22 protein-coding genes and 2 pseudogenes are annotated in these 24,962 nt (G+C 67.3%); 10 read left to right on the top strand and 14 right to left on the bottom strand.

Annotation, left to right across the window (positions count from 1 at the left end; translation table 11 throughout):
- The first annotated feature begins 147 nt into the window (after positions 1 to 147).
- Positions 148 to 438 (top strand): hypothetical protein, encoded by a 291-nt coding sequence (locus ABZW18_RS21275; protein WP_356189588.1) that lies wholly within the window; start codon positions 148 to 150, stop codon positions 436 to 438.
- 236 nt (positions 439 to 674) lie between these two features.
- Here ABZW18_RS21275 and ABZW18_RS21270 read toward each other — a convergent pair whose 3' ends face one another.
- Together ABZW18_RS21270 and ABZW18_RS21265 are read right to left on the bottom strand one after the other, a co-directional pair.
- Positions 675 to 866 (bottom strand): hypothetical protein, encoded by a 192-nt coding sequence (locus ABZW18_RS21270; RefSeq protein ID WP_356189586.1) that lies wholly within the window; start codon positions 864 to 866, stop codon positions 675 to 677.
- 473 nt (positions 867 to 1,339) lie between these two features.
- Positions 1,340 to 1,489: a hypothetical protein gene (locus tag ABZW18_RS21265; protein ID WP_356189584.1), complete on the bottom strand. Its 150-nt coding sequence runs from the start codon at positions 1,487 to 1,489 to the stop codon at positions 1,340 to 1,342.
- Positions 1,490 to 1,774: 285 nt separating this feature from the next.
- On the opposite strand from ABZW18_RS21265, the gene ABZW18_RS21260 reads away from it, so the two are divergent.
- Positions 1,775 to 2,257, top strand: a complete 483-nt coding sequence (locus ABZW18_RS21260; RefSeq protein WP_356189583.1) for a hypothetical protein — start codon at positions 1,775 to 1,777, stop codon at positions 2,255 to 2,257.
- Positions 2,258 to 2,673: 416 nt separating this feature from the next.
- Here ABZW18_RS21260 and mihF read toward each other — a convergent pair.
- The 7 genes and pseudogenes from mihF to ABZW18_RS21225 form a co-directional block, all read right to left on the bottom strand.
- A pseudogene (gene mihF / locus ABZW18_RS21255) lies at positions 2,674 to 2,895 on the bottom strand (integration host factor, actinobacterial type); the annotation flags it as partial.
- 64 nt (positions 2,896 to 2,959) lie between these two features.
- Positions 2,960 to 3,754 (bottom strand): phospholipase D family protein, encoded by a 795-nt coding sequence (locus ABZW18_RS21250; RefSeq protein ID WP_356189582.1) that lies wholly within the window; start codon positions 3,752 to 3,754, stop codon positions 2,960 to 2,962.
- Positions 3,742 to 5,625, bottom strand: a complete 1,884-nt coding sequence (locus ABZW18_RS21245; RefSeq protein ID WP_356189580.1) for a hypothetical protein — start codon at positions 5,623 to 5,625, stop codon at positions 3,742 to 3,744. The genes ABZW18_RS21250 and ABZW18_RS21245 overlap by 13 nt, the downstream gene beginning before the upstream one ends.
- 20 nt (positions 5,626 to 5,645) lie before the next feature.
- Positions 5,646 to 9,161, bottom strand: coding sequence for a helicase-related protein (locus tag ABZW18_RS21240; RefSeq protein ID WP_356189578.1), 3,516 nt, complete (start codon positions 9,159 to 9,161; stop codon positions 5,646 to 5,648).
- A complete protein-coding gene (locus ABZW18_RS21235; RefSeq protein ID WP_356189576.1) occupies positions 9,158 to 11,392 on the bottom strand; it encodes a hypothetical protein in 2,235 nt (744 codons plus the stop codon). Before ABZW18_RS21235 ends, ABZW18_RS21240 begins: the two co-directional genes overlap by 4 nt.
- 272 nt (positions 11,393 to 11,664) lie before the next feature.
- A complete protein-coding gene (locus ABZW18_RS21230) occupies positions 11,665 to 11,973 on the bottom strand; it encodes a hypothetical protein (protein WP_356189574.1) in 309 nt (102 codons plus the stop codon).
- 386 nt (positions 11,974 to 12,359) lie between these two features.
- The gene (locus tag ABZW18_RS21225) at positions 12,360 to 13,436 is read right to left on the bottom strand and encodes a methyltransferase domain-containing protein (protein WP_356189572.1); all 1,077 of its coding nucleotides are present in this window, start codon (positions 13,434 to 13,436) and stop codon (positions 12,360 to 12,362) included.
- Between the two features lie 450 nt (positions 13,437 to 13,886).
- Between ABZW18_RS21225 and ABZW18_RS21220 the strand changes: the two are divergent.
- Positions 13,887 to 14,120, top strand: a pseudogene (locus ABZW18_RS21220) (MerR family transcriptional regulator); the annotation flags it as partial.
- Positions 14,121 to 14,130: 10 nt separating this feature from the next.
- Here ABZW18_RS21220 and ABZW18_RS21215 read toward each other — a convergent pair.
- The 4 genes from ABZW18_RS21215 to ABZW18_RS21200 form a co-directional block, all read right to left on the bottom strand.
- The gene (locus ABZW18_RS21215) at positions 14,131 to 14,352 is read right to left on the bottom strand and encodes a hypothetical protein (RefSeq protein ID WP_356189570.1); all 222 of its coding nucleotides are present in this window, start codon (positions 14,350 to 14,352) and stop codon (positions 14,131 to 14,133) included.
- A gap of 259 nt (positions 14,353 to 14,611) precedes the next feature.
- Complete coding sequence (locus ABZW18_RS21210; protein ID WP_356189569.1) at positions 14,612 to 15,229, bottom strand: TerD family protein; 618 nt, start codon at positions 15,227 to 15,229, stop codon at positions 14,612 to 14,614.
- Positions 15,230 to 15,795: 566 nt separating this feature from the next.
- Positions 15,796 to 16,095: a DUF6300 family protein gene (locus ABZW18_RS21205; RefSeq protein WP_356189567.1), complete on the bottom strand. Its 300-nt coding sequence runs from the start codon at positions 16,093 to 16,095 to the stop codon at positions 15,796 to 15,798.
- A 96-nt stretch (positions 16,096 to 16,191) separates the two neighbouring features.
- Positions 16,192 to 17,574 (bottom strand): hypothetical protein, encoded by a 1,383-nt coding sequence (locus ABZW18_RS21200; RefSeq protein WP_356189565.1) that lies wholly within the window; start codon positions 17,572 to 17,574, stop codon positions 16,192 to 16,194.
- Between the two features lie 170 nt (positions 17,575 to 17,744).
- On the opposite strand from ABZW18_RS21200, the gene ABZW18_RS21195 reads away from it, so the two are divergent.
- From ABZW18_RS21195 to ABZW18_RS21170, 6 genes are all read left to right on the top strand, one after another.
- Complete coding sequence (locus ABZW18_RS21195; RefSeq protein ID WP_356189563.1) at positions 17,745 to 18,137, top strand: DUF6415 family natural product biosynthesis protein; 393 nt, start codon at positions 17,745 to 17,747, stop codon at positions 18,135 to 18,137.
- The gene (locus tag ABZW18_RS21190) at positions 18,134 to 18,571 is read left to right on the top strand and encodes a hypothetical protein (protein ID WP_356189561.1); all 438 of its coding nucleotides are present in this window, start codon (positions 18,134 to 18,136) and stop codon (positions 18,569 to 18,571) included. Before ABZW18_RS21195 ends, ABZW18_RS21190 begins: the two co-directional genes overlap by 4 nt.
- On the top strand, positions 18,568 to 19,107 hold the full coding sequence (locus tag ABZW18_RS21185) for a DUF6624 domain-containing protein (protein WP_356189559.1): 540 nt from the start codon (positions 18,568 to 18,570) through the stop codon (positions 19,105 to 19,107). The genes ABZW18_RS21190 and ABZW18_RS21185 overlap by 4 nt, the downstream gene beginning before the upstream one ends.
- Positions 19,104 to 19,322 carry a hypothetical protein gene (locus ABZW18_RS21180; RefSeq protein WP_356189557.1) on the top strand — a complete coding sequence of 73 codons (219 nt, stop codon included), beginning with the start codon at positions 19,104 to 19,106 and terminating at the stop codon, positions 19,320 to 19,322. Before ABZW18_RS21185 ends, ABZW18_RS21180 begins: the two co-directional genes overlap by 4 nt.
- 98 nt (positions 19,323 to 19,420) lie before the next feature.
- Positions 19,421 to 19,672, top strand: coding sequence for a DUF397 domain-containing protein (locus tag ABZW18_RS21175; RefSeq protein ID WP_356189555.1), 252 nt, complete (start codon positions 19,421 to 19,423; stop codon positions 19,670 to 19,672).
- Positions 19,673 to 19,757: 85 nt separating this feature from the next.
- Positions 19,758 to 20,642 carry a cupin domain-containing protein gene (locus ABZW18_RS21170; protein ID WP_356189553.1) on the top strand — a complete coding sequence of 295 codons (885 nt, stop codon included), beginning with the start codon at positions 19,758 to 19,760 and terminating at the stop codon, positions 20,640 to 20,642.
- A 59-nt stretch (positions 20,643 to 20,701) separates the two neighbouring features.
- Here ABZW18_RS21170 and dnaE read toward each other — a convergent pair whose 3' ends face one another.
- The gene (gene dnaE, locus ABZW18_RS21165; RefSeq protein WP_356189551.1) at positions 20,702 to 24,259 is read right to left on the bottom strand and encodes a DNA polymerase III subunit alpha; all 3,558 of its coding nucleotides are present in this window, start codon (positions 24,257 to 24,259) and stop codon (positions 20,702 to 20,704) included.
- 312 nt (positions 24,260 to 24,571) lie between these two features.
- Here dnaE and ABZW18_RS21160 point away from each other — a divergent pair, with 312 nt between their 5' ends.
- Positions 24,572 to 24,808 (top strand): hypothetical protein, encoded by a 237-nt coding sequence (locus tag ABZW18_RS21160; RefSeq protein WP_356189549.1) that lies wholly within the window; start codon positions 24,572 to 24,574, stop codon positions 24,806 to 24,808.
- The last annotated feature ends 154 nt before the right edge of the window (positions 24,809 to 24,962 follow it).

Below are 24,962 nucleotides of genomic sequence, written 5' to 3'. Positions count from 1 at the left end.
ACCCTGCGCTATTCCCCTGTTGGTGCGGTGGTGCGAGCTCCGAAGCAGGGCCCGCCAGTCCATCCGGTTCATAGCGAACAAGGTCGCCCCACTGCCCAACTTTTTGCCCGGTAAGTCACAATCTGGGAAGTGGAGGCGAGAGCAGTCATGGGCTGGATCAACGCGATTAAGGAAGAGACGGCCGTCAAGGAGGCGCAGCACGCCTGGGACGCGGGACGCAACATCCTGGTGTTCAAGTTCATCGAGGCGCACACCAACAGCCTGGTGAGCGGTGCCATTACCGGCATGAATGAGCAGATGGAAGCCATCGAGGAGGTCGGCTGGAAGCTGGATCACATGTCGGTCGCCGAAGGCAACGTCATCGGGGCCATGGGCAGCAAGCGAGGCGAGCGCATGGTCATCATCTGCCTGTACCGGAGGCCCTCACCAGCAGCGTGACCGACCAGACATGCCCCGGCCTGCTGCCCCTACCCCAGGGTGGAAGGTAGTGGCCGGGCCAGTACGAGGCGTGCCGATCCCGGCGCTTCACCACTCACGGCGGCGTTGTATCAGCTGCAGCATTGTGAGTCGACTCCCGCACTGCTGATCCGTGCGGGAGCCCCCACTCCACCTCATCCGGCGCTAGGTCACTGACCAGCGAAAACGGTCATGGCAGCCGCCTGTCGAAAGTTGCATCAGATGCAATTGGTCCTATTCGGCGTCGACTTGTCGCCGACGTACCCGAGCCGGGCGTCGCCCCGGGGCTCCGCCTCCTTCTGGCGGACGCGGTGCGGCTGGTCAGCCGCCCATCCGTTGACGGTGCGGCACTGCTCACCCGATCCGGCCTCGCAGCGCTCGCAGTCGATCAGCAAGACCTTCTCGGCCACCGCGGCGTTCCGCTCGCGGCGGCGCCGCTCGTACGCGGCCTTGGACTCCCACGACAGCAGGATCGAGCGCGGAACCCCCCTTCATCGCCTCGGGGTACGTCGTGGTCTCCTCCTCCCCCAGGTCCGTTCCGTCCTGGACGACAAGGGCATCCAACTGGTTCAGCGAAGGGATGATGGCGGGACCGCCGAAGTCCTCGCGGTCCGTGTCGACCGCGGCCGCGCCCCACGGATCGCCCCGGAACGGAAGCAAGTGCGCAGCACAACCTCACCGCGACGATCCGGGACAGCGTCTGGAGCCGTTCACCGATCCCGCGGGTGCGCTCGGAGAGCTGGCGCAGCTCCTCGATGACGTGGGCAAGTTCGACGGGTGTGGCGGGCCGCTCAGCGGCGCGGGAGAGCTTGCGCATCCTGGCTTCCTCCCCCTCCTGAAGGAAGGAGGGAGATTCAAGGTACCCGCACACCGGATCGTCGCCCTATCCGGCGACCGGCACCGGCGCCGCCCCAGCGAGTTCCCCGTCCACGAGCCGTACGAAGACGACACCACCGTCGGAATCGGACAGCTGGCTCCGCCGTCGCCGCAGCCGGCGCAGCTCGTCGGCTCGTTCCCCGCTGGAGAGGATCACATCCTTCGGTGTTGCACTGCGGCAATCTCATCTAACTTGCGGTAACGCAGGTCAGACACCTCTGCTGCGCAACAAGAGCCGCCCGGACGCATCTCAGCTGCCGTCCCGGCGAAGGTAGACCGGTTACCGCAAGAGAGGCCCGAAGGTGGTGGAGCGCGGCGGGGCTGCTGGTGTTGCCCTTGTTTCGGGTCCTGGTTTCGCGTGAGATGCAAACTGCGTGGCGGTTTCCAGTCGCTTTGTCAACTGGCGGGAGGAGTTGTCAGCGCGCTGCTCTAGGCTCCCTCCATGGCAGTTCACTACACCACGTTCGTCCTCCAGGCCTCGGTATCACTCCCGGACGACACTCCGGTTCTGGTCCTCGGCGCCGACACCGCTGAGGAGATCCCCGGTATTCCGCTCGTCACGTCGTTGCACCGCATCGACAACGCCGTCATGCCGTTCTCGCACGCGGCCATGGTGCTCGGCGAGTTTCCTGTGTCCGATGCCTGGATTGAGGCTGTTCAGGGCTACGACAGCGCGGCGAAGGTCGTCATCATCCGTGAGCCGGTTCCCGCGGGTGCCTCGACCGAGGACGTATTTGTGGCGGAGGGGGTACGCGGGGAGAGCCTGCCACCGTGGGTTGGACCGCTCGTTGCCCAGAAGCTGCACGCTGCCATGCGCGATGTACCGGTCACCTACGGGGAGGATCCGCTGAGCATCGGGATCGTACCGAGCGCTCCTACGAGTTTCCCTGCGTGGGCGCACCGGATCATCACCCCCGCCGCCTAGAACAGCGGTCTCTTCAGCACGGTGAAGAAGGGGCCGCCGGGTCGCGCTGCACAGCGCGTTCGTCTCACACCTGTCTACCGGCCGCACCGGGGCCATCGAATCGCTGGTGCTGCACATGCTGCTGGGTCTCGGCCGCGGCCTGCGGTGGGTGACGAGCGCGTCTGGATCGACTGCCGAACACCGCGCCGTCGTCCGGGACCGGTGCCCGTTTTGCCCGCGCATCGCGCCAGAAGTCATCGATCAGCCGGGCCAGGCGCTCGGTGGCACGTACGGTCCTCGTACGCCATGCCGTACCCCCTGCCGTTGATCGTGACGGCGGACGGTCTCACGTTGCCGGACAGGGCGCGGGCCGACAGGGCGCCGCCGGTCAGTGCTGCGGCGGGAAGTTCGAGCAGGCGTTCCTTCTGGCGGGGTGCCAAGGCCTGGACGCGGCGGCGCTCAGAGATGCCGAGGCCGGCCGGGAGCTGGCTGGCGCGGACCTTGCCGATGCCGGGCAGCGACTCCAGCAGGCGTCGCCCGTGCGTCTTGCCGACAACCGCATCCTCGCGCTGCAGCGTCTCCTTCAGCGAGACCTTCCCGTCCTTCGGTTTGGCCAGGACCTCGCCGCGCTCGCGGCGGACCGCCGCCGCCTTCTTCAGCGCCTCTTCTCAGCCTGCAACTACGGCGACGGCACATGGCTTTTGAGGTTGTAGGTGCCACAGTTCAGCGGCCTCTTGGACGTCGTCGGTCCCTCAGGGCTTCGGCGACAGCCTCAAGCCATTCGACGAGCCGGGCCACTTCTGGGCCGTGCAGGATTACTCCGGCCTCGGCGTGGGCATCGGTGCCGCCCCAGGTCAGGTTTGCTGATCCGATGTAGGCGCTGGTCCGGTCGGCGGCAACGCACTTGAAGTGCATTCCCAGCCCCTCTTCCTCCCAAGAGCATACGCTGAGCGTGCCGCCCGCATCCGCAAGGCGGTCCCGCAGGAGAGCGATGGCGGCGGTGTTGGCGGCGGCGGGGCCTGCAATGGTGGACAGTGCGCGGGTGATGACCACCGTCGTGCCGCCGCGTCGGGCGAGTGCCTCGATCGCCGGTGCAAGCGTCTCAATGAAGCCGGGGTGGAGGTACGGCGCGGCGATGAACAGCCGGTGTTGCGCCGACTGGGCGATTGCCCGCAACACGGGTGCTGTCTCGGTGAACCGGCCGACGGGAATGTCGGCACGTAGGTAGGCGGGTACTGTCACGGCGAGGGCAGCGGTTGTCGCGGCGGCCCGCTCGGCGAGCAGCACCTGGGTCTGCGCGAGCCGCACCACCGCGTCAGGGGTCGGCTTTCCTCCGCTGTCGACCACACCGGCGTGCTCTAGGACCTCGTTGGCGAATTCTGCAGCTGGCGGAGCGCAAGCCGCGAGCGCGGCGATGAGGTCGCCGCCATCGGTGGCTCGGGCCGAGAGGTCATGGCAGGCACCACTCGGGTTCTGTGCTCGTTGCAGTGCGTCGACGAGCGGGTTCAGTGCGGCCAAAATGGGATCCACAGCACCTCCGGCAGGTCTCCTACAACCGCCGTGCTGTCTGTGGCTGGCGGGACTTTGATATCCGGTGGGTTTGAGTCGTCGTCGGCGCCGGGGCCGGTGGCGTCGTGGTCCGGGGCCTGCAGTCGGCCAAAAAGGTAGTTGCGTGAGAGCGTGTTGTTGAATCGGGCGCAGGCGATCTCGGCGACGTGCAGGCAGGCGGCGCACGCGCCTTCGTAGCTGGTGCGGCACGGCGGGTCGAAGATGCAGCGGGTCTCGGCGGTGAGCTCGTCGAGCGCGTCGGCGAGGTCGTAGCGGAAGGTGTGCTCAAGGCCGCCGAGGGTGAACTCACTACGGGTGTTGGCGTAGATGAGGAATGCTCCGTTGGCCGGGAACAGGTATTCGGCCAGGCTGTCGATGTTGAGGCCAGCCCGGACGGCGAGGGCCTTCATCATCCGGTGACTGGCCGAGTGGATGAGACCGAGCACCGCCCGGCTGATCATTTGGGTGGGGGCGGTGAAGACGCCGACGGCGGGTTCCATGGCTGAGATGAGCCAGCGGCGGGCGTCGGTGCGCGGCCTCGGGTCGGGGATGACGTTGCTGGCGACGAGCCAGTCGACGATCGCATCCGGATCGAGGGTGAACAGCAGTCCCTCGGTCGTCGTTCGCTGGCCGTACATCGGATGCTTGCCGCCAGCAGCGGGAAAGAAGTGGAATCGGGTGCCGTTGCCAGCCTGGCTTTCGACACGGGTGTAGCCGGCGACGATGAACGCCATGGGCAGCGCCCGCAGCAGCGTGACATCGGCGAATTTGTACTGGGCCAGCAGCGTGTCATAGCGGGTGTAGCGGGCGGCGAGCGCTGTACCGTCCGCCTCAGCCTTGAGATCGTTGAGGCTCAGCGGCTCGGCCTCTCGTGCCAGGGTCAGTTGCAGGCACTCGTCGCCGAACAGCTCGATCTGATCGTCGGTGAGGTGCAGGCTGTCAATCTCGCCTTCCCAGTTCGCCGTGCCTGCGGCGTTCTCCCCTGCCTTGTCCATGAGTACTTGGAAGAGCGGGTCGTTCTCGGTGATGCCCAGCGCGGCGATCGTGGCGCGGGCTGCATCGGTTGGGCCGGCGGGACTGGCGGCAGCCGTGCGAAGGCCTTCCATGCCCGAGTTGACGATACGGAGGGACTGCCCGATCGCGGCCTTGTGCGTCGCGTCGCTGGTCAGGATCGGGTAGTCGTCGCGATGTGGCGGGTTGAGGACGGTGATGTGCTGCGGGTAGAAATTCGCCTTCTGCGTTGCCCGGACGATTTTCGCGTGTTCCCTTCGGCAGGTGGTGCACTGCCGGTACACGCGGCTGCTGTGGTAGCCGCACTTGAGGCACTTCCACGCCCAGGTGGAGACCTTCAAGCTGGAGGTGCCAAGGAGCGCCATGTCGCCACCGCAGTTGTTGCGGCAACGGGCAGGCCGCAGTTCGGTGAAGTGGCCGCAGTTGTGTGCCTCGACAAACGTGAACTGGACGGTATTCCGCTTGCATTTGCGGCATTGCGGCACCGGCGCGGTGGGGCCGACGACGGTGTAGAAGCCGCAGCCGGGGCAGCGGAAGGAGTTCGGCCACCGTTCGGCACGCAGGTCGCTCGGCGTCTTGAGTGCGTAGAGCGTTCTCTCGATCGTTTCGATCTCAGGGCCGACACCGGTTCCACCGTGTAGCGACTCGGCGAACGGCCGCACCAGCCGGCGCATCTGCAGTTTGATCCATGCGGGTGGTACGTCCAGGTCGGTCGACGCGTACGGGTCGCGGCCGATGACCGTGCCTTTGTCCTTCCACACGAAAGCTTGGCCGGGCAGGTGGCGGAACAACGCCTGGTTGACCTGGCGTGTCATCACGTCGCTGGGCATCTCGGTCCTTCCCGGTCTGGTCAGAGTTCGGCGCGCAGCTCGATGGTGGTACCGATGTCGCGCAGGCTCGTCGGCGGCCGCTGGTCGAGCAGGTCGGGCATGTTTCGGTCCGGGTCAGCGTTGAGTCGCGCTTTCCGGACGGTATCGGTGACAAACTTCTCGATTTCCTCGGCGTGCCTGCGGTGGCGGAGGTTATCCGGCTCGATGCCGAAGCCTGCTTGGAGTTCATCGATCAGGGTCGGTTCGTCGATAACGCCTGCGTTGAGTGCCTCGACAACTGCGTGTGTTTTGCGCAGTTTCTTGCGACGGCGGCCACCGGCGAGCCATTCGCTTTCGTGCTTTTGGTAAAGCCATGCCATCAGTCCCCCAGGCAGGACACGCTGCAGAACCGGGAGGCTTTCCCGGTTGACTGGGACCTTGTGGACGAGCCGGTCGAGATATGAGGCCCACTTCTCGAACCAGCGGAAGACGCTGGTGTCCCGGTCGCGCATCGGATTGATGAGGCAGAGCACGAGGCCGGGCTCGTTGCGGCCCACACGGGCGGAGGCCTGGATGAGCTCTGCCGCCTGGGTGGGCATGCCCATCACTGTCATGATGCCGAGGCGGCTGACGTCGACACCATGGCTGATGGCGCGTGTCGCGGCGAGGACCCGGATCCGCTCATCCGGATCGGCGGGCGGCTCTATCAGGCGCTCAAGATCTTTACGGATGTTGAGGAAGCCGACATCAGATGTGATCCGGCTGGTATTCGCCTCGGTGGCAATAAGATCCGTCTTCTCCGAGATGTCGCGCAGATAGTTGTCTAGTTCATCAATACGCAGCCCGTAGACGGTGTGCACCTCGTACCACTGGGCGGCGGCGTGGGCAACACGTGATGCGTCGGAGGGCGGCAATCCGCATTCGGCGGCGACGGCGGCGGGATCGCTGGCGATGTCCGCCCGGAAGCGGGCGTGCGCGAGGGTGATCTCGCGTGCCGCTGTGACCATGGTGATGCGGCGCGGCAGGATGCCGACGTAGCGGCGCAGGGGTCGGCCTTTCCGCACAGACGCCCAGAACGTCTCCACGGTGGTGGGACCGGCGGCCGGGAACCGGCGCGGATCTTTGCGCCGGTACAGGTGGTCTGCCTGTTCGCGGTAGCCCTCGATGGTGGCGGTCGCTCCGACGATCTGCATGGGTGGGCGACCTAGGCGTTCGGAGATGGCTTCGAACAGCGTCTCGTAATTGCCGTCGAGTGCTCCGAGGCTTTCATCCAGCAGGTGCATCTCATCAGCGATCTCCAGGCGCACGGAGCCGAACCCTGGCGGCACCGGCGCGCGGATGGCCTGACAGCCGAAGATGGCACAGTAGTTCGGGTCTGCGCCGTATCCGTGTTGCGGGCAGCGGGCTGCAGCTTCACCGAGCAGGACCCGGAACTCGGAGTTCTGTCCGAGCTGGGCGAGCTTGTCGACGGTGCCGACCAGCACGCTCGGGGCGGTCCGGTAGATGTTCCTGTCGACCGACCAGACCGGCAGTGTCCCCGCCAGCGGGCAGGCGGGGTTGATGCAGCGGTGCTCCATGAGCTGGGCGGCGTCGTTCCAGGTGACCTCGACCCTGTCCGGTCCACTACAGGCAGGGCAGGTCTCCAGGACGCGGCAAGCATCTGCCGTTTCCTTCCGGCGGGGGTCCGGGCCGCTGTAGTACCGGTCGCCGGGGTGGGGGATCCGCAGGTCGTTTGGAGTGTTGCCGCCGCCGACGAAGTAGCCGACCGCGAACGGGGCGCCGTGTGCTGTCGAGGGGTCGGCGCGACGGACGATCTCGGCGGCGAACACCGCTTGGGCGAATCGCTCGGTCTGCTGCAGGCTCAGCAGCCGGAGCGGGAAGCGGGCCCACACCTGCGCGCCGGCGGTGGTACCAGTCAGCCGGCCATAGAACAGCACTATGGCCATCAGTCCCAGGTACGCCTCGGTTTTGCCGCCGCCGGTCGGGAACCACAGGATGCCGACCTCGCTGCGGTGCGCGGCCAGGTCGGCAACCCCAGGCAGACAGCCCACGATCCAGGCAAGCTGGAACGGCCGCCACTGGCTGTAGCCCTTGGCTGCCGCCACCTGGCCCATGCTGGTGTTCGCGAGTTGGAACGCCTTCAGAAGGTTGTCATCAGCACGCAGTGCCGAGATACCGGCGCGGATCCAGTCGATCTCCTCGTGTGCGGCTACGGCATCAGCGTCAGCCTTCTCTCTGGTCGCCCAGTCCCAGTGCGCTTCGCGGGCCAGCGCGTCGAGGGCTGTGGCGGACCAGTGCTCCTCGACCCAGGACTCGGCAGCGTCGGCAAGTGCGTCCAGAGCGGGTAGCGGGTCGGCGGCCAGGGTTGCGAAGCTGCTGTCGATCGGCGTCCCATCGTCGGTGGCAGTGCGCGGCTCCACCCGATCGGTTGTGGCGACGGCCAGGTGAGCGGTCGTCAGTCTCGTCAGCCCGTCTCCAGCATCGGCGGCGGCCAACGCGCTGTTGTGGCCGAAGCCGGGCACGTGGCGGTTGTAGCGGTAGGAGTCGGAGATCTGCTCGAGTGTGTGCGGGATGATCGGAACGCTTGGAACGGCCGACAGACGCACTTCGTACAGCGCCGGATCGACGTAATCACGGCGGTAGGCCACGGCGTTTGTCGGGTCGGTGTACTGGTGGTCGGACAGCGGGCCGGTGTTGACGACCGTGAGCAGCAGCGTGGTCGTGCCGTCGTCGTGGGGGGTCAGTTCGATGTCGAGCGCCGCCCGCCACTCAGGTAGCGCCACATCGCGAGTCGGAGCGAGGTTGTCACGGCAGTAGGCGGTCCAGGTCGCCTCGTCACTCAGATCAGTCGCCCGCGGGTTGTGTGCGCGGGGGAGGCCGGTGCGCAGAGGACGGTGTGGCTCGGCGCCGGGCGGCAGGTGTGTGACCGCGGTACGGATTGCGGCGGCCAGGACGTCGCTGCCGTGCCGAGTGGCTGCTGCCGCGGTGTCGTCGAGGGAGACGGTTAGTGCGACGGGGCCGACGTCGATCTTTGTCCAGGCGGCCGCGAGCTTGAACCCGGTGTCTCCAGCCCGGTCGCTGCCAGTCACCGTAGGGCCAGCGCTCATCGCATCGGCAGGCCCAGGGTTCTCCTCGTCGGTGGGAGCGTCGCCGTCCGCGCTCGGTGCGGTGGCGGTCTGGTGGGCTCTTTCTCGCTGCTCGTCGAGGGTGGGGTGCAGCGCCAGCCAGACGGCCAAGTTCACCTCGACGTCGAGCTGCGCCGGCAGGTGTGCAAGCCGGACGGCGAATCCTTGCGCTGACGGCGTGAACCGAGCAGCGAGATCGCCGCGACCGCTGCTAAGGGCCTCGATGATCTCGGCCTCTGGGTGGAGCATGCCCAGCCAGAATCGGGACCGGCGCTCGTCGCCGTACCACCGCGTGCGGGCGGAGATGGCAGCGCCGGTGGCAGCGTCGCTGACCCGGCGGGTCAGCGCCTCGAGCATGGCATCGTGCACCAGCTCGTCCGGCAGGCGGGGGGCGTGGGCGGCAGCAGCGGAATTGACGGGCTCGGTCGTCATAGCCTCTCCAGGCTTGGGATGGGACTGGATGGCTCGGGGCCGGCGCTGTCGATGAGCGCGCGTGCACTGTTCCGGGCGAGGAGCATGCCGGTACGGCTGTACGGAACCTGGACGAGGCCGGGGAGGACGTCCGTGATCCGGTGGATGCTGACTGCGTCCAGGACGTCGGTGACGTGCAGGCCGATTTCGGAGTCGAGCAGGCCTTCGCGATCTTCGAGCCGGTCATCGTCGACAAGGGCTCCCAGGCTCCGGCCGACCTTCCGATGGATGACACGCATCGTGTTCAGTGCCGTGCCGATGGCGTCGGCGCGCTGGGCCAGGTCGCTGTCGCCGACCGCGCGGGCGAACCGCGCGATGTCTGCTGCCTCGGCTGGGCCTGTCACGTCGCCGCGGATCCAGTTGCCGATGGTGGCGCAGGTAGTGATTCGCGTGCCGTACATGCGATGCAGGATTTCGTCGTGGGTGAGGTCCGAGCAGTGGCCAGCGTGCTGGGCGCGCTCGTGCCAGTAGTCGATGAGGCCGACGAGGGGGGCGTACTTCGGCAGCTCGGCGAGCCGTTCGGTGACGACCGCGAACAGGTCGCGGCGCGCGCTCTCCCGGACGAGAGCTATGACGTCCCCCCTGCGCAGCGCCTTTGCAGGCACTGCCTGCGTCAGGCTGCCTTCATGCCGACGGCGAAGGTGCATGTTGGGCTCGCAGAACAGCACACCGCCCTGGAGGACAAGGGTGACCGCCGGCACGGTGGCAACTGCAGTGGCCGCGCTGGTCTCGGCGCGGGCCGGCGGCTCGGTGTCGATGCCGCGACGGACTGCCCGCGTGCCGATCAGCTTTGCGACGTCGTGGGTGAACGGGTCCCACAGGTCGAACGGCGGTTTCTGGGCCGGAGCGGGCATCGAGGACCACGGCCCGGCTTCGACACGCACGGGCGGCAGCGTGGGACCCAGCCTCATCCTGTGGGTGTCGACGCCGAGCACAGGGGCGCTGTATCGCAGCGCATCGACAGCCCGGTCCCTCAGCGCGCGGCGTGTGCCGGTGACCTGGTCGACAGCGCGGCGTGTCTCCCAGGGCCCGGCTGCAAGGACGGTAAGCGAGTGCGCCGGCGGGGCGCCGAGAAGCGTTGCGTAAGCTCGCGGTAGCGGACCGCAAACAAGCAGTGTGCCCTCAACCCCCGTCCGGCCAGTGACCGCGTTACGGGCGGTGACGACGGTAACCTGCTGCTCCCACCCGTAGGGCACCTCAGCGTGCTCATCAAGGGTGCTGGCCGTCGCGGCGGCCGCGGCCCGGTTCTTGACGACGACGCTGCCGCGCCCGCCGGCGTCGACCACAGTGCGGACCCAGCGGGCGGCGGCGTCGACGCGCGGGTTCGCCTCTGCGGCGGCACACACGGCGGCCGCCACGTCATGGGAAAGATCGAGCCACAGTTGGCGTTCGGCCGCGCCGACGTAGCGCGCGTGTGCGGCGGCGCGGGCTGCCGCGTCCGCGATCGGTGACGCGCCCCACGTTCGGGCGGCGGCCCGGTCATAGGCGGCCGGGGACGCGGGAAGCATGACAAGTGTCGTGGCGACGCCCCACACCCATCGCAGCGCGTCAGCCGCGATCGGGTTCGCCGCAGTGTCATCGGAAGCACGGGCGAGTCGGCGGTAGAGCGCTGCGAGCGCGCTGTCGAGGGCACTGGCATCAGCCGGGCCGGTCACGGTCACCGAGCAATGAGCTGCGCGGAGCAATGTCTCCTCGCTGGCAGCCAAGTACCGTGGCACTCTCGTGACGCCGCCCGAGTTATGGCCCAGGCTAGCGAGCCGACCGGAATCCCAAGCCCACACCACCCCGCCATGGTCGCTGAGCTCGGCGAGCGCCGGGTCGGCCGCGTCGGCGGTCAGATACAGCAGTGGCACACCCGCGGGCATCCGGCGCAGCAGGTCGGCCGTCTGATCGCTGTTGGCAGCAGTCGCCTCCACCACAATGCCGTGCAGGCTGCCAGCGAGCCCCGATAGACGGGCGACGTCGCCGGTGACGACGAGCCGCCCGGTCCCGGTACCGCCGCCGACGGCACGCAGCGTGCCGATGTCGGTGACTCTTGCGCGGGGAATCCGGGATGCGAGCTGTTCGCGGTCGAAGTACAGGTCGTCGTAGAAGACCCGCTGCGCGAGCTGGCGGGTCGCCAGGGCGACGCGGGCATCGAGGCTGCGCGTGGCAAGGATCCGGCCGATGAGAGCCGCGCCAGCAAGGATCATCGGGGTCAGCGTTCCTGGAAGAGGCAGGACCAGAGAGAGCGGCCGCCCCCTGGCGCATGCGGCGTCGGCAACGGTGAGCAGCTCTCGGTCAAATGCAGTGGGCGTGTATGGCACAGCACCACCCCCGGCTGCAGTGCGTAGTGAGCCGCGCTCGACAACGGCAGCCAACCCAAGCTCACGCGTGCCAGAAATGCTCATTTATAAGAATTTTAAGCCTTTGCCGTACCTATATACGGTCGCATTGAACCTGCGAACCACGAACTCACCAGTACTCAGACCCGCACAGAGACATGGCTCCGTTGGCGGCGAAGATCAGCGGGCGCAGCACGCCTCGTAGCGTCGCGGATCATCGGATGGTGCTGTGGCGCTTGTTCCTTCTCCAACCGATGCTGGCCCAGCACCTGGCCCAGCACACTGGTGTGCTGCCCGGACTGGGGGCCGCTGCCCGAGGGGACCGTCTTCGAGCCGAAGTACCTCGGCACTGGGACCAGGATCTGGCCCCTGGCGAAGGCGGGGATAGAGAGGTGGGCGATGGAGCGGACAATGCGGGCCCGGACCAGCTGGTGGTCGGTCCCTGTCATGCCGCCCCCTTGATCGCCGACCCCATTCACCCTCTCCAGGCCGGTATCGGGCGTCACTTCTGTTTGCCTCGCTGCTGCGAGCACGCAGCCCTGGGCTACAGGGCGTCGTAGTCAAGGCTCCGGGTGAGGTGCTCGGTACGGGCGAGGAAGATCTGGCCGGGATCCCTCGCGGTGAGCGGCCGGGTGCGTTCGATGATCGTGAAGCCGAGCATGCTCTCGATTCGATTCGCAGGAGCGGGTGTCTGATATCGGCCGCAGGCACCCTGCGTTCGCCATGGACCTTGCCCATGCTCCGTACCGCCATACTCCGGACCGTACGGAGCACCCTGCGTACCCCGCCCTGAGAAGATCACAAGAGATCGGCACCCGGCAGTTACGGTCCGGAGTCAGTGTGCACTGAAGCTCGGAATTGCGCATTCACTGCGCATCGAGCCGGCCCCAGCCCCCGGACCCTTCACCCCCACAGGCCACCGCGAGCCGTTGGCCGGGTCCCGGGTCCACAGGTATTGCCGGTCCGGCTCGATGGTCATGCCGAAGTCGTACACTTCTGGCTTGCCGGCGGCCAGCCAGATGTCCCACGCCTGCTCGAGCTCGTCGGCAAGGCGGCGCGGGCCGCCCTGGTAGGCGGTGGACCTGCCGTCGCCCAGCGCGGAGATCGTCGCCCAAGAGGCGGCGCCGTCGTGGAGCCAGACGTTCAGGCCGTCCGCGTCCACAGCCGTGGTGACCTGCACGTCGGGCAGGGCAACGCGCAGCGCGAACCGCAAATGCCAGTCGTCGCGCAGCGGCTCCGTGGCCCGGACAAACGGCCGCTCGTCACCAGCCGGGCCCGTTCCGCGCACCTGGCCGAAGTTTTGCCCAGGCTCGGTGCCGCGTGCGGGCATGAACTGAGCGAGGCCCTGTACCCATCCGGTCGCGGACCCACCATCCTCGGCCACCGTGAGTGCCACGTGCCCCAGTCGGCCCCAGGGGGTGACGATCCGGCCGCCCGGACGCGTCTGAGCCACCCACGCCCACGGGATGTACTCGACCGCATAGGTGGAGATCAGCCGGTCGTAGGGTGCGCCCTCGGGCCAGCCTGATGCACCGTCGCTGACCTTCACCGCGACGCCGGCGCTCACCGCATCCAGCCGCGCGCTGGCCTGTACGGCAAGCTCGGGGTCCACTTCGACGCTGGTCACCTGTGCTGGCCCCGCACGACGAGCAAGGAGGGCGGCGTTCCAACCGGTGCCGGTCCCCAGTTCCAGCACGCGCTGACCCGGCTCCGGGAGGAGGGAGTCAAGCATGTCCACCACCACGGCCTGGCACGACAAACTGGAGGAAGGCCGGCCGTCAGTGACCTGAGTGACAGCCGCTGCGTCGGGATCGGCGTACACCTCGGCCGCCCACCGCTCGGCATCGCTGTCACGGTCCACGGGCACGTACGCGTGACTGTCCCACGACCACAAACGGTCCGGGGCGAACACGTGCCGGGGCAGAGCATCGACCGCCTGGCGAATCCACGGGGACCGGGCGGGCCAGGCGCCACGGCGCTCCATCCCCGCCGCCAGACGCCCACGATGCTCACTGAACTGAGTCACTGCGCCTACTTCTTGTGCTTGCCGTCTGAGGGGGGCGGGGGTGGTACCTGTCCGGAATTCCCGGGCGGAGGATCGCCCTCCGAGGGGTCTGGCGGCGGTTTCTCATGGTTGCCCACGGTGCTCCCTTTGGCGTCGGTCCGGACGTCCATGGTGACGCACTATCAGGCGCATTGGTAGAGCGCCAAGTCAGCTGCCAAAACGGCCGTTTCGGTGATGGGTAAAGCCCTGCTCTCCAGTGGACAGCACCGGCATTCCGCGGCGGGACGGATCGAGTTGGTTCGAGGACGACTTCGCGATGTCCGCGCCGGTGAGGTACCGCTCGACCGCCGCGGCGTGGGGTTGCCGACCCGGATCATTAAGCAGATCCTCCCGTGCCTCGACAAGCCCCGGATCATCCACTTCTCCGACGCGACACCGGAGATGATCGCCACACTCCAACTCGAACGCGATCGCATGACCGAACGCATCAAGTGCCTGACCTGCAACAGGGACGCCGTGGCCGAATACCTCGGCGTAGTACGCGGCAACAACCATCCAGCCGCCGCCTCGGAAGCATCTACAACGTCATGACCGGCAACGGCTAGCGGTCGGCATCGACATCGGGCCGTCCGGCGATGCGGTCTTCGAGGTCGGCGACGTGCCGGTCTTGGAAGCGGAGGTTGGAGCGGGCGGCTTTCAGCCGCTCGTCCAGGGTGCGGTTATCAGTGGTGAGCTGGCGGACCAGTTGCTTGAGGGTCGGGTTCTCGGTGGTGATCCGTTGGATGGCCTCCTCTTCGGTCCATTCAGCCTGCAAGTCACGCAACCAGCCGAGGAGTTCGCCGAGGAGCAGGGCTGGGCCGGGCGGGTTCGTGAAACGGCTGCCCGCTGCGTACCGCGTCCGCGAGCGACAGCTGGTCGCCTTCCTTCTCGGAGTTGACGTCCAGGACGGGCGCAGAGACGCCCGCCAGCTCGCGGAGCCCAGGCCGGGTAGCGGCTTGCCCGAGGGCGAACACAGCGGCCCGGGCGATCTCCCGTTCCCTGCGGTGGTTCTGGGCCGCCGGGGAACCGTCCCGGGGTGCGGACTACTTTCCTACGGCGAACCGGAGAAGGCTGTCCTGGTCAGCCTGTCTGACCGTGCCGCGCTCGTTGACGACCTCCAGTTTCCAGGAGGAGCCGACCCGGTACGCCTTCGCGACGGCGACAGCGTTGCCGGAGCCGAGCAGCGACGGCCAGATGTCGGCGACTTGCGCCATAGTGCCGTCAGAGCTGTCGTAGACCTTGAAAGAGACGTTCGCGGCCTTCTTGAGGTCGCTCCCCTTTTTGTAGGCGACGCAGACGAACACGATGCTGGTCACCTGTGGCGGGACCTTGTCGAAGGTGACTTCGAGCAGCTCGTCATCGCCGTCCCCGCGTCCGGTCTGGTTGTCGCCCGTCGAGGTGACAGCGCCGTTCTGCAGCGGGTCGGTCACGTCCAGGCCGGCGAAACGGACCGGGTCCTGGCCGCTCATGAGGATGGCGAACGCGTCAAGATCGGTGCCGCGTGCCTTCTTCAGCGCGCCCATGAGGCCGCCACTACCGCCTGTGGTGGTGTCCCACGAAGCACCGATGCCCATCCTCGTAACGCCGTCCAGGTCAGCGGCGCCGTCATCCTTCGTCAGGGTGACGACGGTGGGACTGCTGGGAGTGGTGGGAGTTGTCATGACGTGTGCCTTTCGGAAGGAGGAGGTTGCGAGCGCCCCGGACGTGATGCGAACCCGCACCCCACCCGGTGCCCGGAGCGGATTCCTTCACCTTGATCACGGCTGTCCCTGTTTCCTATTGCGATGAGAAGAGCTCGAATCGGCGACAAGGGCAGGCGCCGGTGTTCACGGCCCGGTTGTCAGGACCGTAGGAAGGCCATGGGTTAGCGCCGGAACCCAGCGGCAGAAGTCTGCGGTACCGCGTGAGCAACTGGTCCTGGTCGACCGTAGGAGAGCGAGGGAGCCGCAGACGGTTCGGCCCCTGTACGGTCCCGCGTCCCGACACAACGATCACGGCGGCAGTCCGCACGGCGGACCGGAGCTGCCGGATGGCTTCCCGGATCCGTTCACGTTCTTCCGGCAGGGCAGCGGCCAGTGGGGCGCGTAGGGCATCCCGCTCCGGCTCCAGGCGATCGGTCTCGGGGAGTCGCCCGGGGTTCCGGGATCCATCAGTAGGCGTACGGCGGCCTCATGAGGCGCCGGCACCCCCCACGCGGAAGCGAGTCGTCGGGTGTCGACTCCGATCACTACCAACCGTGTTCGGCCATGCCTGCCTTCGTCCACTCCAGCAGGAGGCGCACGCCCTCTTCGGCGCGGGAGCTGTCACGACCGCCGTCGGTGGCGAACCAGCGCAGCAATGCGCCGGCGGCCGGCTTTTCGGCATCGCATGAGGAGCACATCTGGAGATGGATCGGCCGCCCGGCGGCATCGTCCTGCGTCATGATGTGGCTGGCGATCAGCTCCCCGCCGCACCGTGAACACGAGGCAGGCTGCCGGTGAGTTCGACGCGGTGCATCCGCACCACCTCGCTCGGCACGTGCGCCCACCAAACCGCGGTGACCTGCCGCGTCAACCGCTTGCACCACATCAACGAGGCTGCGAATGCCGAGCCGACTCGCGAGGCTTCGAGTAGTGGCAGACCGCTATGCCGTGGCGGCCTGCCACTGTGCGGCTCGCTCGTCGAGTTTCCTGGCGTCTGTCGCGTTTCGGCCGCGGAACACAGCAAGCTGGCTGCGGATGTCTCCAACGGCGGTACGGACCCGCGCTGAGGCCATGCCGCCCATGTGGTCGAGAGCTGTGGACCACGTCCCGCAGGCGGTGTCGATGTGTCCGCGGGCGAGTTGCGTTTGTCCGAGGTCGGCCAGCGTCAGCGCGTAGATGCGGGGGAAACGCTTCGGGTCCCAGCACTGGGCAGAGCGCTGGTATTGCTCGGCGGCGGCCGTCATGTCGCCGAGCTGGGTCAGTGCCTTGGCGGTCTGGTTCGACGCGCGGGCTTCGGCGGAGCCGCCCATGACGGCCCACATCGGGGGCTCCCCGGTGCGCACGATGCTCATCAGGTGCTCGGCCTTGCTGATGGCACCCAGGGCGCGGCGGCCGTCCCCCTCGGCTGCGTGAGCCCGAGCCAGCGTGAGCCAGAACAAGGTTTCCGTCCCAGCGTCCACCTGTCCGCGAACGCGTTTCAGCGCGGCTTCCGCGAGATCGACGCAGTGAGCGTGGTGGCCAAGGTCGAATGCTTGGTGGGCCATGATGCGCAGGATGTATCCGGCATGCGCTCGAGGGTCGGATTCTTGGGTCATCTGGAAGGCGTGGAGGTAGTAACGCTGTGCCAGACCATCCCGCCCTGCATCGTGGGCCTTCCAGCCGGCCAAGTACGCCAGTTCCGCCGCGGCGCTGAACATCCCCCGGCGGACAGCGTCGTTCGCGAAAGTTCCGTTGAGGTACGTGGCCACGTCCGTGCTGAGGTACTCCACCACCGCGGAACGTCCGTTGTTGCCGCCCAACCGCTCATCAGCGCGAGAGAACACGCTGGTCACTTCCCGGACCGTGTCGACGTCTGCCTGACCACTCGCCCGCCCAGCTCCTGCGGCCTCTGCTCGCTGTGTCGCCTCGGCTGCGCCGGCCGCAAGAGGCAGCGTCAGAGCACCGACTGAGTAGACCGTTGTGCTCAGGAAACGTCTGCGATCCACGTCTGCCCGTCCTAGATGCGCCAGGGACGCCACGGGATCCTGCGCGAGGCTGAGGCTCGTGTCGGCGTCTTCCGTCGACGGTAACCCGATCTCCGCCAGGGTGACGAGTCTCCCCAGCTTCCTCGATAGGGCTTCTGTCACGTAGGCGGCGGTAGAGGGCTGTGGCGGGGTGCCTTTGACCCACTGCGTCACGGCTGCGGAGTTCGTACGGAGTGAGCGGTCGCCGTTCTCTGCGGCAATGGTGCGCACGCGGCGGGCCAGCAACTCGTAGCTCAGTCCCGATTCCCGCAGCACCGCGCGGAGTGCTTCGTTCGGCTGCTTTGGCTGCGAAGTGGGCACAGCCGCCACCTTCCCCCGATGAGGCGTTAAGTGCGTTAAGTGCTCTGCCCCTTGCAGAGCAGTAGTGACCGCAGGCTATCGGAAGTTGACTGGCTGTAGATCCCGGCGGGAGGCATCAGCCTCTGCCTCTCGCCACCCATGCCTTACCTCGAGTCACGAGGAGCCTGGCCTTGACTATTCGAACCGAAGCCTCCCCCAGCGGGGTTCCCGAGCCCACCGGGGAAACGGCTGACCTCGGCCCGATCGACGTCACGGCCATCGCCTCAACGCTCGATCGGGCGCTGGTGATGCGGGGCCCCCTTCCTCCGTACGACCTCCTTGTCGATCTGAACAAGAAGCTGTGCGCCCATCTCGACGCGCTTCTCCCGGCCGTGCAGCAGGTGACCGACCAACTGCACGAGGGGAGCTCCGCGCGTGCGACGCGGGCGTCCGCCGTGCTCCATGCGCGGCAGCGGATGAGAGCAGACCTTGGGCCCGGGCTCGTATCAGCTGATGACCATGTGCGCGGTCTAGCCCAGTGCTGCCGCGCCGTTTTGGACTACTACCGCGAGGACCACAGGTGACTATCCCCAAGGAGCGTCCGCGGCTTCCCGTCCGGACGCCCGGCGCCCCACGGCCGGCTGTCCCCCTGCGTGTATTCGTCTCGGCCCCGGACCTGCCGCCCAGCGAGCAGCTCGCCGGGTACGACGCCGAACGGGCACGGGAGACGATCCGGGCGGCCCTGGACGGGCTGACGATCGAAGAGGTGCCTCAGATCCTCGAGGACCTGCTCGACTGCACCCGCACGCTGCTGCCGTATGCAGAGGCACGGCGCGGCCAACTCGCCGCGGAGAGCGCGGAGCGGGCGGACTGCGAGCGGGACACCACCAGCGGAAGGACCGCGCTCTCCTGGCCGGCAGGCAAGACCGAGGCCTACGACCGGGCCCGCATCTTGGCCTTGGCCAACACCGCCGGCCGTCTCCTCACCCACGCCGAACACCTGCGGGCGCAGGGATGAGGCCGCCTCGCCGGCTGGAGCTGCCGCATCTGGAGAAGGAGCTCTTGCAACTCGCGAGCGACAGCCAGCAGATCCGGCGCCGAGAACCCGTGACCGTCGGCGAGCTCCGAGCCCGCGAGATCGTCGACATCCGCAACACGCAGGCTCTGGGCCGCATCGTTGACGAGCATGGATGGCCCGGTCACCGTCTCGTCGGCGTCAACGGAGCCGCCGCGGCATGGCTCATCGCTCACCACTCCGACCACGACCTGGCGTTCCAGCTCCGCGCGCTCGGGCTCTTGGAAAGGGCCGTTCAGCGTGGTGACGCGACGCTGCAGCAGCTCGCCTACCTGACTGACCGAACACGTCTACGAACGGGTATCCCGCAAATATTCGGTACGCAGTACGTGCTCCGCCACGGTGCATGCGTCCTCTGGGACGTGGAGCAGCCCGAGGGCCTCGAGCGGCGTCGCCGTGATGCCGGCCTGCCGCCCATGGCCGAGTACGCATCCTTGCTCCGCAGCGGCACCGTCCGGACCATCGGCGGTGACGCGTGAGCCCGGAGACCCGCGCGTGCCTGTTCGCGGCCGCGCTGCTGCTCACTACGGCGGGAATCTCCGCCCACCGGGCAGGGCAGCCGGCGACCGTGCTGGAGCGGCCTCGGAGCTTCCGTAGCTGCCTCGGTTTCGGCGTCCCCGTGCTGACGCTGCTTTCACTGATGTTCTTCTTCGATGACCTGCCCGGCGGGCTGCGGCCGCAGATTCACCCATAGACCGTCGCCGCGCCGCGGGAACACCCCCGAGCCCGCCGCGCGGCGGCTTCGACTCCGGTCACATCCGTGCCCGGTCGGATCGACGAAAGGCAGACGCAATGCCACCGGAGGAGAACCCCGCAAGGACGGACCTCTACAAGCGCGAGATCACCGGCCCGTTCGTCGCACTGTGCGGCGGCGGCACCGACAACGACGGGTCCATGGAGAGCTGCATTACCGTCGCCGAGCTGGCAGGCGGTGGGTACGCCCTGCGCGGCAACAAGCCCGAAGACAAGGGGCGCGAGCTGCGCATGAGCCGGGACGAGATGACCGGCTTCGCCCGGGAGTGGCTGCGCCAGCACGGCGGCTGAGGTAGGCCGCAGATCTGACGGGGCGCTCTGGGGCACAGGGCGCCCCGTCTTCCCAGCACTGTCCCTCGTTACAGGAGGTGCCACCGTGTCGCTAGAGACGCTGATCGACAACCCCGACACAGTCCTCGCCCGTTGGCCGAGTGAACCTCTGCGCTTCCACCGTGAGCCCGCAGCCTTCCACCACCTGCTGACTCTGCCGGAGGTGGAGGAGTTAGTGGACGCGGAATGCCTGCCCATGAGGAACGTCGTTCTCCTCAAGGACGGCGAGGTCGCTGAGAAGTACACCTACGCTGACGGCGACATGCCGCGGCGCGGAGCCGTCCGGGCGCACCTGAACGGCGGCGGCAGCATCTCGCTCCGGGAGCTCGAGCGGATGAAGCCCTCGATCGCGGGGCTTTACCGTGCTCTCCACGCCCAGTCCGGCTACCAGGTCCACGTCAACGCGTACCTGACGCCCGCGGGGGCCCAGGGGTTGAAGTACCACTACGACCCGTACGTGACTCTGATTCTCCAGCTCTCAGGCCGCAAGACGTGGCCCGTGCACCGGCCGTTCGTTCAGAACCCAGTGCAGGAGTTCGAGTCGTTCCACCTGGTCGGGTTCACCCCCGAGCAGAGGCACTATCTAGCGAATACGCCGCCGGTGGCGGAGTTCACGCTCGCGCCGGGAGATGTGCTGTGGCTCCCCCGGGGCTGGCCGCACTCGCCCTACACGGTGGGCGATGAGCCGTCGCTGCACCTGACGGTCGCCTTCAAGGAACGCACTTTCCACTGGCTGGCCGCGCAGCTCGTAGACGACGTACTGGCGCAGGCCCTCGTCGATCCGCAGATGCGGGAGGCGCTGGCGCCACGCGAGGTCACGGAGGACACAGAGCCCGCTGTCCGGCTGATGCGTGAATATCTGATCGGCGCGTTGCTGCACATGGACGTGCCCGCAGCCGCCAAGTACGCGCAGGCAGCGGCGCTTCGCTAGTCCTGGAGCTGCGCGCCCCCGTGGGGCCGGCCCGACGGTCGGGCCGGCCCTCTGCGTGCCTATGCCGTGCCCTGCCAGGCTTCCGGTCCGAAGCTGCCCTTGATGTCGGACGCGATGCTGTCGGCGTTGACGTGGTCGGCCAGGGCGTAGACCGTCGTCTTCTCAAAGCCCCGCACGCGAAGGTGGACCGGGGAGTCGCCCGGGTGAGCGTGGAGGATCCGCTTCAATTCGGCGATGGCTGGCTCGGTGACGCGGTGGTGGGGGATCGCCAGTTGCACGGGCGGCCTGCCTCCCCGCTCCGCTGCGGACACGTCGATCACCGCAAGCTCGCGGCCGTGAATGTTGAGGCTGCCGTCGCGGTCTTCGATCCTGCCTCGTACCGCGATGACGCTGTCCTCGATGAGCGCGTGCTGAACGAGCTGGTAGACAGCAGGGAAGAAGAGGACCTCGATCGAACCGTCGCGGTCAGCGAGGTTGACGATCGCCCACGCGTTTCCCTGCTTGGTGATCTTCCGGGTGATGCCGGTGATCAGCCCGGCGAGCTTGACGTCACCGCTGGTGCGACCGGAACCGAGCAGTTCGGCGATAGAGCTGTCGCGGTTGCTGTCCAGGATGCGCTCGGCCCCGTCGAGAGGGTGAGCGGAGACGTACAGACCGAGCATTTCCCGTTCGATGGACAGGAGCTGCTTACGGGGCCACTCGGTCTCATCGATCCGCAAGTCCAGGCCGAACACGGGGCCCTGGCCGTCCTCGGGTGCCATCTCGGCGAAGAGGTCGTCTTGGCCGAAGGAGGCAGCCCTCTTCACGGGAATGACGGCGTCCACGGCGTCCTCGTGGACGGCTGCAAGGCCCTTGCGGGTGTGGCCGAGGGAGTCGAACGCCCCGCCCCTGATGAGGGAGTCCACGGCCCGCTTGTTCAAGGCCGGGATGTCGACCCTGTGGAGAAAGTCAGCAAAGTCGCTGTACTTGCCGCCGGTCTTGCGGCCGGCGATGACGGACTCGATGACGTTCTCGCCGACATTGCGCACCGATTTCAGGCCGAAGCGGACGTCTTCGCCGACGGCGGTGAACTCGGAGACACTCTCATTGACGTCCGGCGGCAGCACCCGCACCCCGAGCTTGCGGGCATCGGCCAGGTAGATCGCGGCCTTGTCCTTGTCGTCGCCCACGGACGTGAGCAGCGCGGCCATGTACTCGGCCGGGTAGTTCGCCTTGAGGTACGCCGTCCACAGGCTGACCAGGCCGTATCCGGCGGTGTGGGACTTGTTGAACGCGTAGCCCGAGAACGGCAGCATGACGTCCCACAGGGCCTTGATGGCTTCCTCCGAGTAGCCGTTGCCCTTCATCCCGCCGTGGAACTTCTCCCATTCAGCGGCCAGCACCTCGGGCTTCTTCTTACCCATCGCGCGGCGGAGCAGGTCGGCGCCGCCGAGGCTGTACCCGGCGAGCTGCCGGGCAATGGCCATGATCTGCTCTTGGTAGACGAGCAGGTGAAAGGTGTTGCCGAGGATCGGCTCCAGAGCGTCCCTGAGCTCGGGGTGGATCGGTTCGATCGCCTGCCGGCCGTTCTTGCGGTGCGCGTAGTTGGTGTGCGCGTTCGCGGCCATCGGGCCGGGCCGGTACAGGGCGAGGGCTGCGGCGATGTCCTCGAACCGGGAGGGCTCCATCAGCTTGAGCAGGGCGCGCATGCCGCCGCCGTCCAGCTGGAAGACGCCGAAGGTGTCGCCGCGGGAGAGCAGTTCATACGTGGGCTTGTCGTCCAGGGGGATGCTGGCGGTGGACAGCTCCACGCCCCGGTTTACCCGAACGTTGGCGATGGCCTGATCGATGACTCCCAGGTTCCTCAAGCCCAGGAAGTCCATCTTGACCAGACCCATGTCCTCGCAACTGGGGTAGTCGAAGCCGGTGATCCTCACGCCGTCGTCGGCGCGCATGTGCAGCGGAATGCGGTCGGTCAGTCTCGTCTTGGACAGGATCACCGCGGCCGCGTGAACGCCGGTCCCCCGGATGAGGCCCTCCACCCCCATGGCGGCGTCGACGACCTTCTTGACGTCCGGTTCGTTTTCGTACATCTGCCGGACCTCGCCTGCCTCGCCGTAGCGCGGGTGGTCCTTGTCGAAGATGCCGGAGAGGGGGATGGACTTGCCCATGATGTCGCCGGGCAACGCCTTGGTGATGCGCTCACCGTGCGCGTACGGGTAGCCGTGGATGCGGGAGGAGTCCTTGATCGCGTTCTTGGCTTTGATCTTTCCGAACGTGGTGACCATGGCGGTGTATTCGTCGCCGTATTTCGCGGTGACGTAGCGGACCATTTGGTCCCGCTTACGGTCATCGAAGTCGAGGTCTACATCCGGGGGGTTGATGCGCTCGGGGTTGAGGAATCGCTCGAAAAGCAGGCCGTGCTCGAGCGGGCACAGCTCGGTGATACGGGTGGCGTAGGCGACGATCGAACCGGTTGCCGACCCTCGGCCCGGGCCGACAGGGATCTTGTTGTCGCGGGCGTACTTGCAGATGTCCGCCACGACGAGGAAGTAGGAGGAGAAGCCCATCGGCCCGATGACCTTCATTTCGGTCTCGAACCGTTCCATCACGTGTTCGGGGACCGGAGCCCCGTAGCGCATCTCCAAGCCCTTGAGGACGTCCTTGCGCAGCCACGACTCCTGCGTCTCCCCCTCGGGGACATCGGGGAACTGCGGCATCTCGTCTTCGTGGTCGAAAACCTCGTCATAGGACTCGATGCGCTCCGCGATGAGGAGCGTGTTGTCGCAGGCTTCGGGGAGCTCCGCGAACAGCGACCGCATCTCCGCGGCGGTCTTCAAGTAGTAGCCGGTCCCGGAGAATTTCAGCCGGTCGGGGTTGTCCTTGTTCTTGCCGGTCCCGATGCACAGCAGACTGTCGTGCGCGTCGGCCTCGTCCTCGTGGATGTAGTGCGCATCGTTGGTGGCCAGCAGCGGGATGCCGAGATCCTTGGACAGGCGCAGCAAGTCGCCGCGGACCCGGCGCTCGATGTCGATGCCGTGGTCCATCAGCTCGACGAAGTAGTTGCCCTTGCCGAAGATGTCTTGGTAGGCGCCCGCTGCTTTGAGAGCCTCGTCGTACTGGCCCAGTAACAAGCGTGTCTGAACCTCGCCGGAGGGGCAGCCCGTCGTCGCGATGATCCCGTCGGCGTGCTCGGCGATCAGCTCACGGTCCATGCGGGCGGTGCCCTTGGGGAACTGCCCGGTGTAGCTCGCCTCGGTGGTGAGCCTGAACATGTTCCGCAGGCCCCGGGTGTCCCGGGCCCACATGGTCATGTGGGTGTACTTGCCGCCGCCAGAGACGTCCTTCGCGCCAGTGCCGCCGCCGCGCTGCCCGCCGGCACCGAAGAACTCCGGCTTACGGCTGCGCCGGGAGCCAGGCGCCACGTACGCCTCGATCCCGATGATCGGTTTGACGCCGTCGAAGCCCTTAGCCACCTGCTGGAATTCGTACGCGCCAAACATGTTGCCGTGATCGGACATGGCAACGGCCGGCATCTCCTGGCGCGCCACCTCGGTGAACATCGGCTTCAACCGCTGCGCACCATCGAGCATCGAATACTCGGTGTGATTGTGCAGGTGAACAAAGGAATCGGTCACCGGAAAGGCACCTCCGAGGCGGGGCGTGGGATTGCACGCTAGCCTATCCCTCAGCACTCACAGGTGACCCGGTGTAACAGATCACGCAGCGCCCCGTTCAAAAGAGCGAGAGGGCAACGACCTTGTGCCAAGTCCGCGTAGCACCGGTAGGCATGACACATAACCACGTCACCCAGGAGCCGTCCGTCGCGGCCCGTGCCGCCTCCTGACAGGTAAGTCTGGTGTGCCGCGCCCTGGGGCGCTTGCCCACCTGACGCGAGAGCCAACTGGCGGCGTGCTTCACTCGCTCGGCGCGCTGTTTTTCGCGGTGTCGTGGACACCGCGGTCCTGGCCACGCTGGTCTCCTCCCGCACCGCGACGCTCCTTGGGCAGCACGAGAACAAGACGTCCGCGCTCACCGGCAGCTACCAGCTCGCTTACGGCGCTGGCGCGCTCTTCGTCGCCGTGGGGGTGCCGGTGTCGCTCTTCGTGCTGCGGCAGCCCACGCCACCCACCGCCCCGGTGCCGCAGGAGGAGCCGACCGACGCCACGTCCGCTCCCGCGAGCTGAGCCGGCCACGGCGCCCCGGCGTAGGGGTAACTTCCCGGACGACTGCTCCGGTCGCTGGTTTAAATCCTGTCGTCCAGACGGTGTTTTCGCAGGTCAGAGGCAATTTCCGATCATCGGGAGGGGCCTTTGTCGTATGAATGTTTGCTCCCATGTG

Origin of the sequence: Streptomyces sp. NPDC004647, assembly GCF_040609575.1 — a bacterium.
In the GTDB taxonomy this organism is placed as follows: domain Bacteria; phylum Actinomycetota; class Actinomycetes; order Streptomycetales; family Streptomycetaceae; genus Streptomyces.
Note: the sequence above shows the minus strand (reverse complement) of the source record. Positions and strands in the feature narration are given on the sequence as shown.